13 protein-coding genes are annotated in these 15,748 nt (G+C 52.1%); 9 read left to right on the top strand and 4 right to left on the bottom strand.

Translation table 11 applies throughout. The annotated features are described in order from the left end of the window. Positions 1-24 precede the first annotated feature (24 nt). From ACFQRK_RS15650 to fabF, 9 genes are all read left to right on the top strand, one after another. Positions 25-1,098, top strand: a complete 1,074-nt coding sequence (locus tag ACFQRK_RS15650; RefSeq protein ID WP_379008368.1) for a hypothetical protein — start codon at positions 25-27, stop codon at positions 1,096-1,098. A 64-nt stretch (positions 1,099-1,162) separates the two neighbouring features. Next, entirely contained in the window at positions 1,163-1,843 is a 681-nt protein-coding gene (locus tag ACFQRK_RS15645; RefSeq protein WP_379008365.1) for a response regulator transcription factor, read from the top strand. 10 nt (positions 1,844-1,853) lie between these two features. Continuing rightward, positions 1,854-3,209 (top strand): ATP-binding protein, encoded by a 1,356-nt coding sequence (locus ACFQRK_RS15640; protein ID WP_379008362.1) that lies wholly within the window; start codon positions 1,854-1,856, stop codon positions 3,207-3,209. Between the two features lie 62 nt (positions 3,210-3,271). Next, positions 3,272-3,484 carry a twin-arginine translocase TatA/TatE family subunit gene (tatA, locus tag ACFQRK_RS15635; RefSeq protein ID WP_379008361.1) on the top strand — a complete coding sequence of 71 codons (213 nt, stop codon included), beginning with the start codon at positions 3,272-3,274 and terminating at the stop codon, positions 3,482-3,484. Then, the gene (locus ACFQRK_RS15630; protein WP_379008358.1) at positions 3,481-4,776 is read left to right on the top strand and encodes a TolC family protein; all 1,296 of its coding nucleotides are present in this window, start codon (positions 3,481-3,483) and stop codon (positions 4,774-4,776) included. Before tatA ends, ACFQRK_RS15630 begins: the two co-directional genes overlap by 4 nt. A gap of 15 nt (positions 4,777-4,791) precedes the next feature. Further along, complete coding sequence (locus tag ACFQRK_RS15625) at positions 4,792-5,868, top strand: efflux RND transporter periplasmic adaptor subunit (protein ID WP_379008355.1); 1,077 nt, start codon at positions 4,792-4,794, stop codon at positions 5,866-5,868. A gap of 3 nt (positions 5,869-5,871) precedes the next feature. Beyond that, entirely contained in the window at positions 5,872-7,551 is a 1,680-nt protein-coding gene (locus ACFQRK_RS15620) for an efflux RND transporter permease subunit (RefSeq protein WP_379008353.1), read from the top strand. Beyond that, positions 7,548-8,966, top strand: coding sequence for an efflux RND transporter permease subunit (locus ACFQRK_RS15615; protein ID WP_379008351.1), 1,419 nt, complete (start codon positions 7,548-7,550; stop codon positions 8,964-8,966). Before ACFQRK_RS15620 ends, ACFQRK_RS15615 begins: the two co-directional genes overlap by 4 nt. Positions 8,967-9,009: 43 nt before the next feature. After that, positions 9,010-10,248 carry a beta-ketoacyl-ACP synthase II gene (fabF, locus tag ACFQRK_RS15610; protein WP_379008348.1) on the top strand — a complete coding sequence of 413 codons (1,239 nt, stop codon included), beginning with the start codon at positions 9,010-9,012 and terminating at the stop codon, positions 10,246-10,248. A gap of 7 nt (positions 10,249-10,255) precedes the next feature. On the opposite strand, the gene ACFQRK_RS15605 is transcribed toward fabF, so the two are convergent. The 4 genes from ACFQRK_RS15605 to ACFQRK_RS15590 all read right to left on the bottom strand — a co-directional run. Beyond that, complete coding sequence (locus ACFQRK_RS15605; protein ID WP_379008347.1) at positions 10,256-11,263, bottom strand: type IX secretion system membrane protein PorP/SprF; 1,008 nt, start codon at positions 11,261-11,263, stop codon at positions 10,256-10,258. 13 nt (positions 11,264-11,276) lie between these two features. Next, positions 11,277-12,869: a gliding motility-associated C-terminal domain-containing protein gene (locus ACFQRK_RS15600; protein ID WP_379008344.1), complete on the bottom strand. Its 1,593-nt coding sequence runs from the start codon at positions 12,867-12,869 to the stop codon at positions 11,277-11,279. Beyond that, on the bottom strand, positions 12,863-14,737 hold the full coding sequence (locus ACFQRK_RS15595; protein ID WP_379008341.1) for a hypothetical protein: 1,875 nt from the start codon (positions 14,735-14,737) through the stop codon (positions 12,863-12,865). The genes ACFQRK_RS15600 and ACFQRK_RS15595 overlap by 7 nt, the downstream gene beginning before the upstream one ends. Before the next feature lie 6 nt (positions 14,738-14,743). Continuing rightward, positions 14,744-15,748 (bottom strand): hypothetical protein (locus ACFQRK_RS15590; protein ID WP_379008340.1); only part of this gene is annotated, 1,005 nt, incomplete at its 5' end.

The raw sequence follows: 15,748 nt of genomic DNA, 5'->3' as shown, positions 1-15,748 counted from the left end.
ATTTTTTTACGTTTATTTGCGATCATGAAAGACCGGTCTTTTTGCTACGCTACAGCGCTACTTTTCAGTACATGCTTGCTTGGGAGTTTCCACGCCTGCCAGCTGGTGGAACGCAACCGCGCGTCCGTAACGGAATTGCCTCCTGTGACGGATACGACGCAGGTAGGGGAAATCGTGCAAACTGCAGATAATGCACGGGAGCAGGGACTGACGACTGTCGATTCGCTGGAATACCATACGCTGATCCGTAACTTGGCTGTTGGCGATACTTCAGGTCGATGGCCGGTCATTGACCAGCCGGTTCCGCTTGCAGGCGCGATTTTGCCCTATAAGCGGATTATCGCTTTCTATGGCAATCTCTATTCGGCAAGAATGGGAATACTTGGCGCGCTTCCTCCGGATGAGTTATTGGCAAAGCTAGACGAAGAGGTCGCCGCCTGGAATGCGGCAGACACTGTCATTGAAGCGATTCCGGCTCTCCACTACATCGCGGTAACCGCCCAAAGCAGCGCCGGTAGGGACGGCAAATACCGTTCCCGGATGCCCTTCAGTCAAATCGATTCGGTATTAAGCATAGCAAAAAAGAGGAATGCATTGGTATTTTTGGATATCCAGGTGGGATTCAGCGATTTGCAAGCGGAGTTGCCCCGATTGGATACCTTCTTGTGTATGCCCAATGTGCATCTGGGCATTGATCCCGAGTTTTCGATGAAAGATGACCTGCCGCCGGGTAAACGCATCGGACATTTTACGGCAAAAGACATCAATTTTGCTATGGAGCACCTTGCCACACTCGTTCGTACCAAAGGGCTGGCACCCAAAGTGCTCGTCGTTCACCGGTTCACACAGGGAATGATCAAAGATTATCAGCAGATCAGGCTGGATCCTGCCGTACAGGTGGTCATCGACATGGACGGATGGGGAGCGCCAGCATTAAAGAGAAACACCTACCAATCCTACGTTTTCCGGGAGCCGGTGCAGTTCACCGGATTTAAGTTCTTTTACAAAAATGACCTGATACCATCCCCGCACCGGATGATGACGGCAACGGAAGTGAATGCCCTGATACCGAAGCCCATTTATATCCAATATCAGTGATCTCGGGATAAATACCTACCTCCAAAATTGGATTTAGCGGACGTTAACGCTAACTTTGGCCTATATGAACATCTTGCTCGTCGAAGATGATAGCCGCATCAGTGACTTTGTAATCAAGGGGCTCGAGGAAGCTGGCCATTCTGTGGCGCTGGCACCTACCGCCGAGCAGGCGAGGGACTGGATAAGTGATCATGAATGGGATGTTATTCTCATGGACATCATGCTGCCGGGCATAGACGGGGTGCAGCTGACGAAGCTGATCCGCTACCGACACAATGCGACTCCCATTCTGGTGCTCAGTGCGCTGGACGGCCCGGATGATAAAGTTATGGCCTTGGATAGCGGAGCGGATGATTATCTGGTAAAGCCCTTTCATTTCAAGGAGTTGCTCTCACGTATCAACGCCCTCGTGCGTCGTGCAAAGTTGTCCCGTCAGGGTGGCGGTCAATCGCATCACAGTGGTCCACTGATCGTAAATACAGATGAGCACCTGGTGGTTCTGCATGGGGAAGAGATCGAGTTGTCGCCCAAGGAATACAAATTGTTGCTGTACCTGCTTGAACACCAGGGTCGCGTCGTGCCGCGGACGCAGTTGCTCAATGCCGTTTGGGGCATTAACTTTGACAACAGCACCAACGTAGTGGATGTGTACATTTCGTATCTCCGAAGCAAAATTGAGAAAAAGGGAACCAAGTTCATCCATACCGTGAAGGGCACGGGTTACTTATGGAAAGAACCCCAGTGAATTTCCGATCATGACGATCCGTAACCGGCTTACGCTTATTTCATCGCTCACGTTTGGTGTGGTATTTGCCCTGGCGGCATTGGTTGTCTATTATACCTTTGTGGTCGCTTCCGAACGCATCATTTTCAGCGATCTGCAAAAGACCGGGTTGTTATCAGCGATGTTTTACCTGGAGGAAGACGAGCTTTCTATCCGTGAGCACAATCGGATCCGAACAGATTTTGAAGAAGAGATGCAGCAGACAGACGTCAAGGTATACGATCGTTCGGGCCGTCTGCGCTATGGCAATGGGCAGTTCCGCGAATCAGTAACCCCTGCGATGCTGACACGTATCCGGGAAGAGGGGCGGGTGCGATTCAAGACCGCGGGATATTATTATTACGGCCTGCACTATCCCGACAACCAAGGGGATTTTGTGGTGGTGGTGGCGGCCGACCATTCCTTTTTTACCGAACAGCGCAATCAATTGCTGCTCATGATGGGCATTGCGCTCGGCATTGGCCTATTACTTATTTTTTTGCTGAGTCATGTGCTATCACGGCTTGCTTATCGGCCAATTTCATCCGTGATCCACCAAGTGAATCAACTTCAAGCCCATAATCTGGAGCGCGCGCTGACCCTGCCACGCACCAAAGACGAGCTGCGGGAACTGATCAGTACCTTCAATGGGTTGCTGCTGCGGCTTTCCGAGAACTTTGTTATCCAAAAAAACTTCATTAATTACGTATCGCACGAGTTCAAGACGCCGCTTGCGTCCATCACGGGCAACCTTGAAGTGTTTGCGCAACGGGACCGTTCGCCTGCTGAGTACCGGAAAGTAAGCGAGACGGTATTGGCCGAGGTATCACAACTGGAGCATATTCTCAATAACCTGATGATACTGGCTGGCCTTCGCACAAACCCGCAGGGCAACGCAACCTTCCGCGCAGATGAGTTGCTATGGGACGTGATGGACCGGGTTTTTGAACGGTGGCCCCAGGCGAAACCACTGATAGGTCTGGACGTCTCCGTGGCCGACGCAGGTCGTCTGGTTGTGAGTGGGTATCGCAATCAGCTGCACATGGCGGTTTACAACGTAATCGACAACGCCGTGAAATATGCGCAAGGAAAGCCGGTAGCTATCGCTCTTGCCGAATCGGAAGGAGTGCTGCAACTCACGGTCAAGGATCAGGGCTCCGGTATACCTCCGGCAGAATTGCAGTTTGTACACCAGCCCTTTTACCGGGGGAGCAATGTAGGCGATACGAAGGGAAGTGGTATCGGTCTTTCCTTGGCCGTGCTTATCTGCAAACAAAATGGTGTTGGCTTTTCGCTAACCTCCAATGAACAAGGCACCCTTGCCACGTTCAACTTTAGCCAACTTTAATCCCGTTCTAAGCCCGTTCTAATGTTGGGCCGTTACTTTTGCGGCGATACAAACTACGAACTATGGTTTACGGAAAATCAGTTTTGCTGGGCATTATGGGTATCGGCGGACAGGAAATGCTGTTGATCGTGCTGGCCTGCCTATTGTTATTCGGAGGAAAGAAGATACCGGAATTGATGCGTGGCCTCGGCCGCGGCGTACGTGAGTTTAAGCGCGGGCAGGAAGAAGAGCCGCAACCGGATAAAGACTCAACTGCAACGGAGCGCCCGGTATGAAGAAACGATCGGGATATCTGGTAATCATTGCACTCTGCTGCATAACAGTAGGCATCCGTGCACAGCCCATCGCCGACACGTTGGTGGTTACGCCTCCGGAGGCGGAAGTGGTTTTCCTGCAACGTAACCTCCGGCTGCTTGCCGCTAAGCTGGACATTGAGGTAGCTAAGGCAGAGGTGATTCAGTCCAAATTGTGGCCCAATCCCACAGTATCCATCGGCGAGGTTAACCTGTGGTCCAATCAGGGTGCAGAAGCGTTGGGCCGACTTTTCGGGAACTGGGGCAATCATGCACAGGTAGCGGTGGATGTCGAGCAGCTTATCCAGACGGCAGGCAAACGCAAGAAGCTCGTGGCAATTGAAGAAACCGGTATCGCCCTGGCTGAGCGTTCGTTTGAAGATCTGCTTCGGAGTCTGCAGGTTGAGTTCCGCACGCAACTTGCTGAGCTAAACCGCACCCAGCAGGGAATGGCGGCTTATCGTCAGGCATTGGAGCGACTGCAGCAGTTGTTAACGGGGTATCAGCGTCAGGTAGCGCAAGGAAACATCAGCCGGAGCGAATACATGCGATTGCGTGCTTCCGAACTTGAACTCATGAAAACCATCGACGATTATCGCAGGCAAAACGGCGAGGCCCAGCAAGCACTGAAAGTACTCATGGGGCTACCCTCCGCGGATGACCGCGTGCTGATCGCAACCGGTTTCCGGGAGATCCCCTTCGACACCCTTGAAGCACTGAATGCAGCCACCATACAGGAGTGGACGTATGCCTATAACACCGAGCTGGCGGCCTTGCGGTTGGGCGTTACCCGAGCCGATCAGCAGTTGCGTTTTGAACGGGCGCAGCGAGTACCTGACGTAAAACTTAGCGCGGGGTATGACCGCGGAGGCAACATCATGCGAGATTTCGTGGGGTTGGGTATTGCCGTCGACCTTCCCTTGTTCCACCGCAATCAAGGCGCAATCAAAGCGGCCCAGTTGGCCCTTGAGCAAAGTCGGTTGTTGGCAACCAACGCTGAAAACCAAGTGGTGGGCGAAGCCGTCCGGGCATGGAAAGACTTGCAGGCCACTGTAGCTCGCCGAAACCTCGTGGGGCCACAGTATGAAGCGGATATGGAAGCGCTTCTCGAAGGCTACCACCGTAATTTCGCGCAACGGCACATCAGTCTGCTGGAATATCTCGACTTTCTAGACGCATACCTACAAACAAAAGACAACCTGCTGGATATCGAAAAAACGCTGCGTGAGCAATACGAGACCCTTCGGTATCATGTGGGGAGCCAACTTCCTTAATTAAAAAATAAACCCATGATAAGACGATATAGTTGCCTAACATTGATGCTTGCGGCGGCTTGTGTACCGCGCGAGCAATACGTTGAAGAGAAGCCACAGGAGTTCTGCCTGAGCGAAAACCTGCGCAGCCAACTGGTGTTGGACACGCTGAGCGAACGGTACGTCACCCAGCACATTACGCTGACGGGCGAAGTATCGTACAACCCGGATAAGGTGGTGCGATTTGTAAGCTGGGTGGAAGGCTTGGTTATGCAGACCCATTTTTCCCTTGGCGACTTTGTGAAGCAGGGACAGGTACTCGCTACCCTCAAAAGTCCCGAACTGCATACGCTGCTAGCCGAGAAAAAGAGCCTTGAATCGCAGCGGAAACTCGCTGAGCGGAAGCTGGAGTCTGCAAAGGGATTGTATACCGATCAAATTGCATCCGACCGGGATCTCGTGGAAGCGACTTATGAATTGGAGAAGCTGGAAGCCGACCTGGCAAACCTCGACGCCAATCTGGCGCTTTTCCACCCCAATCCAGCACAAGGGGTTTTTGAAATCCGCTCGCCCGCTTCCGGATACATCGTCGAGAAAAACATTAATACCGGCATGCCAATCAACGACGGAGACAACCTATTTACTGTTTCAGGCCTGGACGATGTATGGGTGATGGCCAACGTATACGCGACCGATATGCAATTCGTGCAGCAGGGCATGGATGTGGAGATCCGGACGCTTGCCTATCCCGGCGAAATTTTCCATGGGCGTATTTCGGCTTTGCCGCAGGTGTTTGACAGTGATGAGCGGGTACTTAAGGCCCGTATTGTCATTCCCAATGAGGGCTTGAAGTTGAAACCGGGTATGTCGGCAGATATAGCCGTGGCCCGCCGAACCGGAGAAACGGCGATTGCGCTACCTACTGACGCGGTCATTTTTGACGATAATCAGTATTTCGCGGTAGTATACGGCGGAGCTTGCGACCTCCAATTGCGCCGCATTTCCCTGGTGGCCCGCGACAATCGCTGGTGTTTCGTAGGCGAGGGATTGAAAGCCGGCGAGTGCGTGATTACCGAGAATCATTTGCTTATTTACGAGAAAATAAAAGGATAACGGATGAAGAAGTTGGTACAGGGGCTGGTTTCCTTTTCACTTAAGAATACATTCATCGTCTTTTTCTTCACGGCATTGTTACTGGGTGTGGGCATCTATTGCCTGGTGCACACACCCATTGAAGCCTATCCGGATGTCACCAACACCCGGGCGCGTATCATTACGCAATGGCCGGGCCGCAGCGCGGAAGAGGTGGAGAAGTTCGTTACGCTGCCGATTTCAAAAGAAGTCAACACCATTCCCCGCAAGGCGGAAGTACGGTCCATCTCGCTATTCGGATTGTCGGTCGTCACGATTATTTTCGAAGATGGTGTGGACGATTTTTACGCGCAGCAATATGCTTCCAATCGATTGCAGGGCGTCAATCTCCCGGACGGAGCGACCGCGGACATTGAGCCCCCTTCTGGCGCCACAGGCGAAATTTTTCGGTATGTGGTAAAGAGCGATCTGCCCATCAAGGAGGTGACCGCCATTCAGGATTGGGTCATTGAGCGGGAACTGGTAGCCGTACCGGGCGTGGCCGACGTAGTGAGTTTCGGTGGCGAGGAAAAAATATACGAGATTAAAATCAATCCAACGGAGCTGGTTAATTACGACCTATCGCCATTGGATGTGTACGAGGCGGTGAGCCGGAGCAATATCAATGTGGGCGGTGATGTTATCCAACGGGGAGACCAGGCCTACGTGGTACGGGGCATTGGGTTGTTGGATAAAATCGAAGATATCGAAAATATCCTGATCACGGTTAAAGGAGGCACCCCCATATTGGTGAAGCACGTAGCCCAGGTGAATGTATCGGCCAAGCCACGTCTGGGCAAGGTCGGGTTGCAGGATGACGACGATCTTGTGGAAGGTATTGTCATCATGCTACGCGGGGAAAATCCGGGGGATGTGATCGCGCGGCTGAAAGACAAGATCACTGAGCTCAATGACCGCATCCTGCCCGTAAATGTCAAAATCGAGCCGTTTATCGACCGTACAGAGCTGGTGGATTCGACCGTACATACCGTAAGTAAAAACCTGATGGAAGGCATCGTGCTCGTGTCGGTTATTGTGTTCATTTTTCTGTTTGATTGGCGCACGACGGTCATCGTGGCATCGGTCATTCCGCTGGCCTTTCTTTTTGCGATCACGATGCTGCGTATCCAAGGGCTACCGGCCAACCTGATTTCCATGGGAGCGCTCGACTTCGGATTGTTGCTGGAGGGGACGCTGGTGATTGTCGAAAGTGTGTTTGTAGGCATGCGTAAACGAGCGGAGCTAGTGGGGATGGAACGATTTAACCGGTCCATCAAGCTGGGGCTCATCAAGAAAAGCGTAGCCAGCGTGGCCACCTATGTGTTTTTTGCGCAGCTCATTCTGATCGTTGCCTTGCTGCCTATCTTCTCCTTTCAGAAAGTGGAAGGCAAGATGTTTTCCCCGTTGGCGTTTACCTTGGGGTATGCACTGCTGGGCTCACTCATCCTGAGCCTTACGTATGTGCCCGCGATGTGCAAGGTTCTGCTCCGGCGGAATATCCGCGAAAAAGAGAACATCATTTCCAATGGATTTCATCGGGCAGCTTCGTTTCTGTTTGAATGGAGCCAGCGCCGCAGACGTCTGGTATTGATCGGATTTGCGTTATTGCTGGTGGCTGTGGGATACGTTTTTGGTTTTATGGCTCCGAATTTATTCCGAGCTTGAATGAGGGGGCGATTTATGTACGTGCGACCTTACCCAACAGCGTCAACTTGGACGAGTCCGTACGGCTTGCCAATGAAATGCGACAGAAATTAAGAACTTTTGACGAAGTGAAATTTGTGATGAGCCAGACCGGCCGGCCGAATGACGGGACCGACCCCACGGGCTTTTTCAACATCGAGTTCCATATCCAGCTATTCCCCGAAGCGGAGTGGAAGCGGGCGGTCAGCAAAGAACAATTACTCAGCGAAATGCGGGCGGAATTGGAAACGTATCCCGGAATAAACTTTGGATTCAGCCAACCCATCCAAGACAATGTCGAAGAATACGTAGCTGGGGTTAAAAGTTCGCTGGTTGTCAAGATTTTTGGCGATGACCTGAATCAGCTGGAGGACTACGCCGGTCAGGTGGAGAAGGTGTTGGCAACGGTTCCGGGTATCACCGATCTGAAGGTTTATAAAAACATCGGGCTGCCCGAGTTGCGTATCCAACTGCATGACAGCAAGATGGCTCGATACGCGGTAAATACTGCCGATGTACAGGCCGTGGTGGCCATGGCCATCGGTGGACAGGCCGCCACGCAGTTTTATGAAAATGAGCGCCTGTTCGATGTACGTCTACGTTTTCAGGCAGAATACCGTGACGACGAAGAAAAGATTGGTAACATCCTGATTCCTACCATGGATGGTAAGTCTGTGCCGCTTCGCGAAATCGCTACGATCGGTTTTCATACGGGACCAACTTTCATTTACCGAGAAGGAAGCAGCCGCTATATCGGCGTGGGTTTCGGTATCGAGGGGCGGGATTTAGGTAGCACCATTGCCGATGCTCAGCGCAAGGTAGCAGCAGCGGTGAATATTCCCAAAGCGAACAAAATCGAATGGGCGGGCGAATTTGAAAGCAAGGAACGTGCGTCACGCCAATTGGCCTTGGTGGTACCCCTGGTGCTTGTATTGATTCTCTTCCTCTTGTATTTTAACTTCGGGAACTATAAAGACACCCTGATAGCCGTTGGAACCATTCCCTTTGCATTCATCGGAGGTTTTGGCTCGCTGTGGGCAACGGGCACGGTGTTTGGCATCTCCGCGGGAATCGGTTTTATCATCCTGTTTGGCGTCAACACCATCAATGCAATTATTCTGATCGCGGTGATGAAGGAGAACGTGTTCCGCAGAAAATTGCCTCTGGCGGCGGCGATTCGTCAGGGTGTGCACAGCCGTATCCGCCCCGTCGTAATGATTGCTCTGATGGGATCCATGGGCTTGCTGCCTGCGGCGCTTTCTACCGGCATGGGGTCTGAAATCCAAAAACCATTAGCCATTATGATCGTGGGTGGACTGCAGGTTTGCATGGTGCTTTCGTTTACTGTATTGCCCCAATTGTTTTTCTGGATGTACCGAAAGGAGAAAGCGGGGTAGCCAACCGGTTTAATTTGCTATTTTTGCCGGAAAAATTGATATTATGACAAGAGTGGTCATTACCGGCATGGGAGCCGTTACGCCATTAGGCAACGATGTAAAAACGTTTTGGCAAAACGTTGTGAACGGTGTAAGCGGAGCAGGGTCCATCACACGGTTTGATGCAAGCCAATTCCGCACGCAGATTGCTTGCGAAGTAAAAGGCTTTTCGCCAGAGCACTACCTGAACCGGAATGAAATAAAACGGAGCGACCTCTTTACGCAATATGCATTGTATTCGGCATCGGAGGCCCTGGAAGATGCCGGGTTGGATGTTTCTACCCTGGATCCGTTTGACATCGGCGTGATTTGGGGGGTAGGCCAGGGCGGCATGGAGACGTTCGAACAGGAGGTGACCCAATATGTTAACGACGGATATACACCTCGTTTCAGCCCGTTTTTCGTTCCCCGGCTGATCGTCAATTTAGCGTCCGGAATGATTTCTATGAAGTTTGGATTGCAAGGCATCAACTATACGGCCGTCTCGGCGTGTGCCACCTCGAACACAGCTTTAATGGACGCATTCAATTACATCAAGTTGGGCAAAGCGAAAGTATTTGTCACCGGCGGTTCCGAAGCGCCGATTACGCCGGCGTCTATCGGCGGTTTCTCCGCGATGAAGGCTATGTCGGCGCGGAATGCGGATCCCCAGCATGCAAGCCGGCCATATGACCGTGATCGGGATGGCTTTGTGATGGGCGAAGGTGCGGGGGCCTTAATTTTGGAGGAATATGAACATGCAAAACAACGCGGCGCACATATTTATGCCGAATTGGTGGGTGCAGCTATGACAGCCGATGCTTATCATATGACGGCACCGCATCCAGAAGGAATCGGGGCGTCCAAAGCCATGGAATTGGCCCTGAAAGAAGCAGGAGTATCCCCTGCCGATGTGGATTACCTGAATCCGCATGCGACCTCCACTCCTATCGGCGATATCAGCGAACTGAAAGCGGTGAAAGCAGCGTTGGGTAATACCGAGAACCTGCGCATCAGTGCGACTAAATCGATGACTGGGCATTTATTGGGTGCTGCGGGTGCTATCGAAGCGATTATTGCAATAAAGGCGATTAACGAACAGGTAATTCCCCCTACCATCAACATGGTTTCGCTTGACGAGAACGTCCCGCCGGGCATCCAGATCGTGACAAACGAGGCGTTGCCCCATAAAGTCGATGTAGCGATGAGCAATGCCTTTGGCTTCGGTGGACATAATGCCACCGTAGTTTTCCGGAAAATATAGGCGATCGTTAAAAATAACACTTAACGCGGTCCAGCGGTCTGCCCAAGGTGACCCCCAGTGTCACCTCGTGCGATCCGTTCTGCAAGCCATTCAAGCGGCTCAGCATGTAGTCATAAGAATAGCCGATACGAAGACGTTCAGAGACGAAGACTTGCATGACGATCGAGACGGAATTCATACCCGTGAGGCGGGTTCCCGTAAACCGTTGGTAGTCCCGGCGGAACGCGGACGCCCCTGTGCGGATGCCGCCGCCCAACCACAATCGGTCGCTGAAAATGGCCATTGCATTTATATCCAGACTCGGGGGGCCTGAAAAATCGTCCTTATATAGGACGCTGGGCCGTAATTTTACGGATTCGCTGAGGTCGACCAACATACCCCCAATAATATACAGGTGCCGTCGACGTCTGATCCGATCCACGGTAGTTTGATCCCACCGGAAAAGGTTATCACTGCTGCTACCGGAAAGGAGATCCATGATTGAGACCCCGGCGTACCACTTCGCGTTATGGTAATAAATGCCAAATCGGATATCCGGAACGAAGTTGCTGATTTTCCCGGTGGGAAGCGCTTGATCGCCGTCGTCCAGCACGACGATCTTGGTGCCGTCCAGGCTGTACTGCGTCACCCCTGCACCTACTCCGAAACTAATCCGTTGGGTATCCTCCCGGTCGAGGCGAAGGCGGTATGCATAGTTAAGGTAAGCAGAAGTGGCGGTTTGCGGGCCCAGTTGATCGGCCATGATCTGTACGCCACCACCGTGGAGTCTTCGGCCATACAGATCAAGGAGGCCATCCAAGGATAGCAGCCCTGTTTGGGGTGCGCCTTCCAGATCCACCCACTGACTTCGGAGTCCAAGCTGGGCAAATAATTCCTCCTTATATCCGGCATAGGCTGGATTTACGCTCATGGAATTGAATACATATTGCGTAAATTGAACGTTTTGCTGAGCGCGTACACCGCTCACAATGTGTAGGCAGATCAATAGTACCAAGCTTTCGAATATTCTTCTCATGATGATTCGATAATTATTGGCGCTTTACCAGCACCCACCCTTTATGGATGGTCTCCAAGCCGTCCTTTTTCAACACCAGTCGATAATAATACGTGCCATCGCTTACGCCTGCACCATCCCAATTTTGCTGATAGCTGCGGCTGCGATACACTTCATTGCCCCAGCGATTGAAAATCGTCAGGTCGGCATTCTCATAATTTTCAAGCCCCTGGATGACAAACAAGTCATTTTTGCCGTCGCTATTAGGCGTAACGGCATTGGGGATGAGCAGTTCAGCCAACAGAACATTCATCCGTACCGTGGCGAAATCTTTCGATCCGTTTTCGTCTGTGATTTCATACACAAAGGTATCATCGCCAACAAATCCGGTGCGTGACTGGTATGTAATGCTACCGTCGTTGTTGACGAATACGGTGCCGTTTTTAGGATGCACCACTACACGGACTCGCCCCACAAGAATCGAGCTATTGCCCGGCAAATCGTTTTCAAGTACTACGACGGTAAGCTTCCGGCCAGATGGCCCCTGGCCTTCATCGTCGGTCGCCAGCGGCCCCCGACTGCCGGAAATCAATTTGGTCAGCCAGCTATCGTCTGCGGAAGCCGAGACGGCCGCTACCCAGTCTCGCGCATGCACGCCTTGAGCAATTCGTTGCGTATTGCCACCCACCCAATTGCCACTGCCGGCATATTGGACGAGCTGTGCTCGCTCGTCTACATAAGCGCTGCCGTTGGTGATGCTATTGTGCTGCAGGGTATAGGCGGCATAAACGGGTTCGTCGGCATAGATATGCCACATGCGATCCATACCCGCTTCAGCCTGACGCTCGGTGATGAGCGTATCTGACGCATCGTAATCTTGAACACCCACATATAGTGTAGTAACGCTGGCTGGCGACAAGGTGGCCGGCGTATAGTCGCCCTCGGCTATACCCACCGGAAAGGTGAAGGGAAGCGTAGCTGAGTAAGCCTTCGCTATATGGCCTGCTATGCTATTGCCGGTGACTACCATTCGGTGCCGACTGTAGCCGAGTAAGCTACCTGCTGTGCCGATATATAAATCATGGCCGTTGAGTATGAGGTCTCCGCTGTCGACAGCAAACGCAAACGCCCCGTTGACATGCAGGGCTGCTGCCTGCGGCTTATCGGCTGGAAGGGCAATGTCGTACCCTGGATTGACGATATCCGCCAATACGAGGTTGTTGGGGTTGCGCAATTCAATGGCTACACCAATAGGCCGACCATTGTTGCCATCAATTTGCGTAGGGCCAGGGGGTGCATCTTCATAGAACGGATTGGTGCCCGGGTCATGGATGATGATCTTGCCCGTCCCCGTAAACCTGGCAGTTGGCGCAATCCAGATGTTGCGGCTCCAGATCTCGAGTGTGCCATTGATTTCCCAATACGTATTTGGACCGAAGTAGCTGGTTTCGGCGAAGCGGAGTTCCACTGTTTCGGGAGCGATAACGACGGTTGAGTTATCGGCAGTGGTGCTCCCGGCACCCGTTTGGGCGTTAGAGATTGGCAAAGCTGCCGACCATACCAGAAAAAACCACATCACCTGAGATAGGGTTTTCTTAAAAGACAGGGTTGTTGGCGCTATTACCATTTTACGCGTTGATAAATCATCGGGTTGGACAGGGTGGCGCAGTTGCGTACCGTTGCTTCACTTATGTTATTCCCGGTATTGCCGCTATCTTCATCTGCCTGGGTTACTTCCGCAATTACCTTATAGGCCGACAGTGTGGGTACGCTGGTGGGCTGTGGGGTCAAGCGGAATTGGATGGCATCAGGATGGGTAAAGCCCCGTCTTAAGGTTGGCTCCGAGGGGTTGTTCAGTAAAAACTCGTGGGTTGAGGCATTGCTATTTACGACTTCCCAGCCTGAATAATCAACGGGTGTCAATGTAAAACCCAGCGGATGGCTGATGCTAACGGAAATAAAATTCTCTTCCTGCCCCACATTGACATCATCTGTTCCCAGATTGGAAACCTGTACCGTAAATAAATTGCCATCGACGTAATTGATGCATTTACTATCCGGGATTACGTCACCTAAAATAAGGTCTATTCCATCCGCATATACAGGTGTCCGTACAGAAGAGATGTTATTTAGCGGGTCTTCGTCGATGTTGTCGGTTCCTACAGGCGGCTCTAACACGACGGTATTGACGACATGATTGCCGGGCGGCGTTTGGTGCAGTGTTCCTGTCACCCGGATCCGTCCAGTTTTTTTAGCAGCAATTTTGACGGTTCCGCTGAGCACATTGGGTACGGTTTCCTGAATGGGAGACGTCTCTGTCAATACGTCGGTGTCCAGCACGGTGATGCCTGTGATGTCAAACGTAGTTTCCGAAAGCGTATTGCCGTAGGCATCTTTAATGGTATCTCTTAACGCAATGTTGTCGATAGCCGCGTCGGTATCATTGACCACTTCAATGGTGTATGAAATTTCATTTTCGTTTGATCCGGCCCCACCCGCATTGGTAGGAATCAGGAAATCTTTATCCGCCAATTTAACCGTGCGCAAATTTCCCAATGTGGTCACCAGGATATTACGGATTTCATGATAGTTAAACCCGCTGCCGGTCGAAGCGGCGAAGCCTACCTTCATCGTGGGTGGAGGCGGATCGGTGGTTTCATAGGTGATCAACTCGGTAAAGGTGCCACCCGGAGTTTTGGTCCACCAAACCGTAATGTCATAAAACCCTGTATTCGGGTTGTACATGATCGTAATTTGTACCCGGCGATAAAAAATATCGCTTGAGGGACGTTGGCTTGTGAGGGTGTTGTAATCTAATTCGTTGGCAGCCGCATTATTACTCAGTTGTATACCGGCAAGATACTCATTGGTTGGGGTAGACCCATCAGTAGTCGGCCCGCGGAGAACGATGGAATTTGCCCTTCTTCCTGAACCGCCAATACGACCTTCGGTAGGATTTGAAAAGTTACCATAGGCATCAAGCCCGACGCCCACATAGCCGCCTGCCAATCCCTCCGGAACACCCCCTGCCGTGTTTGGCGCATAGCCCAAGGACCCTCCATACCCGCCCAAACGAAAATCTGCTGTGGCATCAAAAAGAAATACACTCAATCCATCGGCCCCGTTGTAGGTGCCATCGCTGTGACTTCGCCACATTTTGTATTCAAAATCAATCAATACGCCCATGCCCGAAGGGAAAGAACGGTCGATGTATGCAAAGCCGCGCTGATTGTTTTGATCTCGCGTCAGCCTGAGCCACCCGCTACCTACCGGGTCATCGATGCCGGAAGTAAAATAAGCTTTGCCTTGTGTAGCTCCGGGTCCACCCACCACGATATCGGGATAGTTATTTCCCCTGAGGTCGTCAATGATGGTAAACTGGGCTTTGCTGGTTTGGAAGTACGTGGTACTTGCCACGACCAGCAAGGCCACGCGGAGAATGGCATTAAAATCACCCAATCGACGGTGTATGACCAGCTTTTTCAATCCCTTCATTTCCACTTACTCCTTAATTACGAACACGATATTCATGAAAGATGTGGGGGTGCCGGGGCCAATAACACGATAGCTAAGCACTCCGTTTTCATCGATGCTCAGGTCGGCAAATACATCATCGTCGTAATAGGTGATGTAGTAATAGAGGTCTTCGGCTTGCGGCAGATACGGTATGGTCTCGGGGGCACCGGTACTTCCTACCAAACCGGGAGTGCCTGTTCCGGTAAATTGGTTGACATACTCTTGGTAGAGATTTTTGGTACGCATGGGCCCTGTAGGATCGGGGTTTGAGGTATCAAATACTACGGACGGCATATAAAAGAAGCGGACAAATTTGTTGGTTGAGACTGTTTTTAGTACGCCGTTTGCGTCGGCCATCAAGAGGTTATCTTGGTCAAGGTTTCCCGGTTGTAGGCCGGTGATGGCCAACGTATTTGTCGCGTCAGTTTCGATGGTTGTTTCTTCAGTAAGTGGACCGCCTAGTTTTACGTGTCCTTCTGTAGCGGGGTCTACCGTTTCAATATGTAATCCGTTTGAAGCGTCTGCCGAGTTGATATTTCCGGCCAGTTCGTCGATTGCTGCCTGGACCTCGGTTGCCGTCAGGCCGCTGTTTGCGTTGCTGTATGCGATGGCATCGGCGTTGGTGTCGATCTCTTCCAGAAGTCCCTTAGCGTCGGTGAAGGTGTATACCCCGCCGGCCTCGGTGATGGTGAGGGTGTTCGCGTCGATGGTGACATCGCCGCCGTCGTTGTTGGTGAAGGTGTAGGTGCCGTCACCGTTGGGGGTCACGTCCGACTTGGCCACCTTGGCTGTTGTGCCGTCGGGCTTGACCAGCGTGACGTGCCCGTCCCCGTTGTCCACCAGGTCGATGTTGCCCTGTCCACCGGCCAGTTCGTCGATTGCTGCCTGGACCTCGGTTGCCGTCAGGCCGCTGTTTGCGTTGCTGTATGCGATGGCATCGGCGTTGGTGTCGATCTCTTCCAGAAGTCCCTTAGCGTCGGTGAAGGTGTA

This window comes from Parapedobacter sp. GCM10030251 (assembly GCF_042666505.1).
In the GTDB taxonomy this organism is placed as follows: domain Bacteria; phylum Bacteroidota; class Bacteroidia; order Sphingobacteriales; family Sphingobacteriaceae; genus Parapedobacter.
This window is presented reverse-complemented; position numbering and strand designations above follow the sequence as displayed.

What these genes read in the sequence shown, in the direction of transcription:
- ACFQRK_RS15620 (WP_379008353.1), top strand. Translation starts at nt 5,872, where the DNA reads ATGAAGAAGTTGGTACAGGGGCTGGTTTCCTTTTCACTTAAGAATACA.
- ACFQRK_RS15625 (WP_379008355.1), top strand. Translation starts at nt 4,792, where the DNA reads ATGATAAGACGATATAGTTGCCTAACATTGATGCTTGCGGCGGCTTGT.
- ACFQRK_RS15640 (WP_379008362.1), top strand. Translation starts at nt 1,854, where the DNA reads ATGACGATCCGTAACCGGCTTACGCTTATTTCATCGCTCACGTTTGGT.
- ACFQRK_RS15595 (WP_379008341.1), bottom strand. Translation starts at nt 14,737, where the DNA reads ATGAAGGGATTGAAAAAGCTGGTCATACACCGTCGATTGGGTGATTTT.
- ACFQRK_RS15605 (WP_379008347.1), bottom strand. Translation starts at nt 11,263, where the DNA reads ATGAGAAGAATATTCGAAAGCTTGGTACTATTGATCTGCCTACACATT.
- fabF (WP_379008348.1), top strand. Translation starts at nt 9,010, where the DNA reads ATGACAAGAGTGGTCATTACCGGCATGGGAGCCGTTACGCCATTAGGC.
- ACFQRK_RS15630 (WP_379008358.1), top strand. Translation starts at nt 3,481, where the DNA reads ATGAAGAAACGATCGGGATATCTGGTAATCATTGCACTCTGCTGCATA.
- ACFQRK_RS15645 (WP_379008365.1), top strand. Translation starts at nt 1,163, where the DNA reads ATGAACATCTTGCTCGTCGAAGATGATAGCCGCATCAGTGACTTTGTA.
- ACFQRK_RS15600 (WP_379008344.1), bottom strand. Translation starts at nt 12,869, where the DNA reads ATGGTAATAGCGCCAACAACCCTGTCTTTTAAGAAAACCCTATCTCAG.
- ACFQRK_RS15650 (WP_379008368.1), top strand. Translation starts at nt 25, where the DNA reads ATGAAAGACCGGTCTTTTTGCTACGCTACAGCGCTACTTTTCAGTACA.
- tatA (WP_379008361.1), top strand. Translation starts at nt 3,272, where the DNA reads ATGGTTTACGGAAAATCAGTTTTGCTGGGCATTATGGGTATCGGCGGA.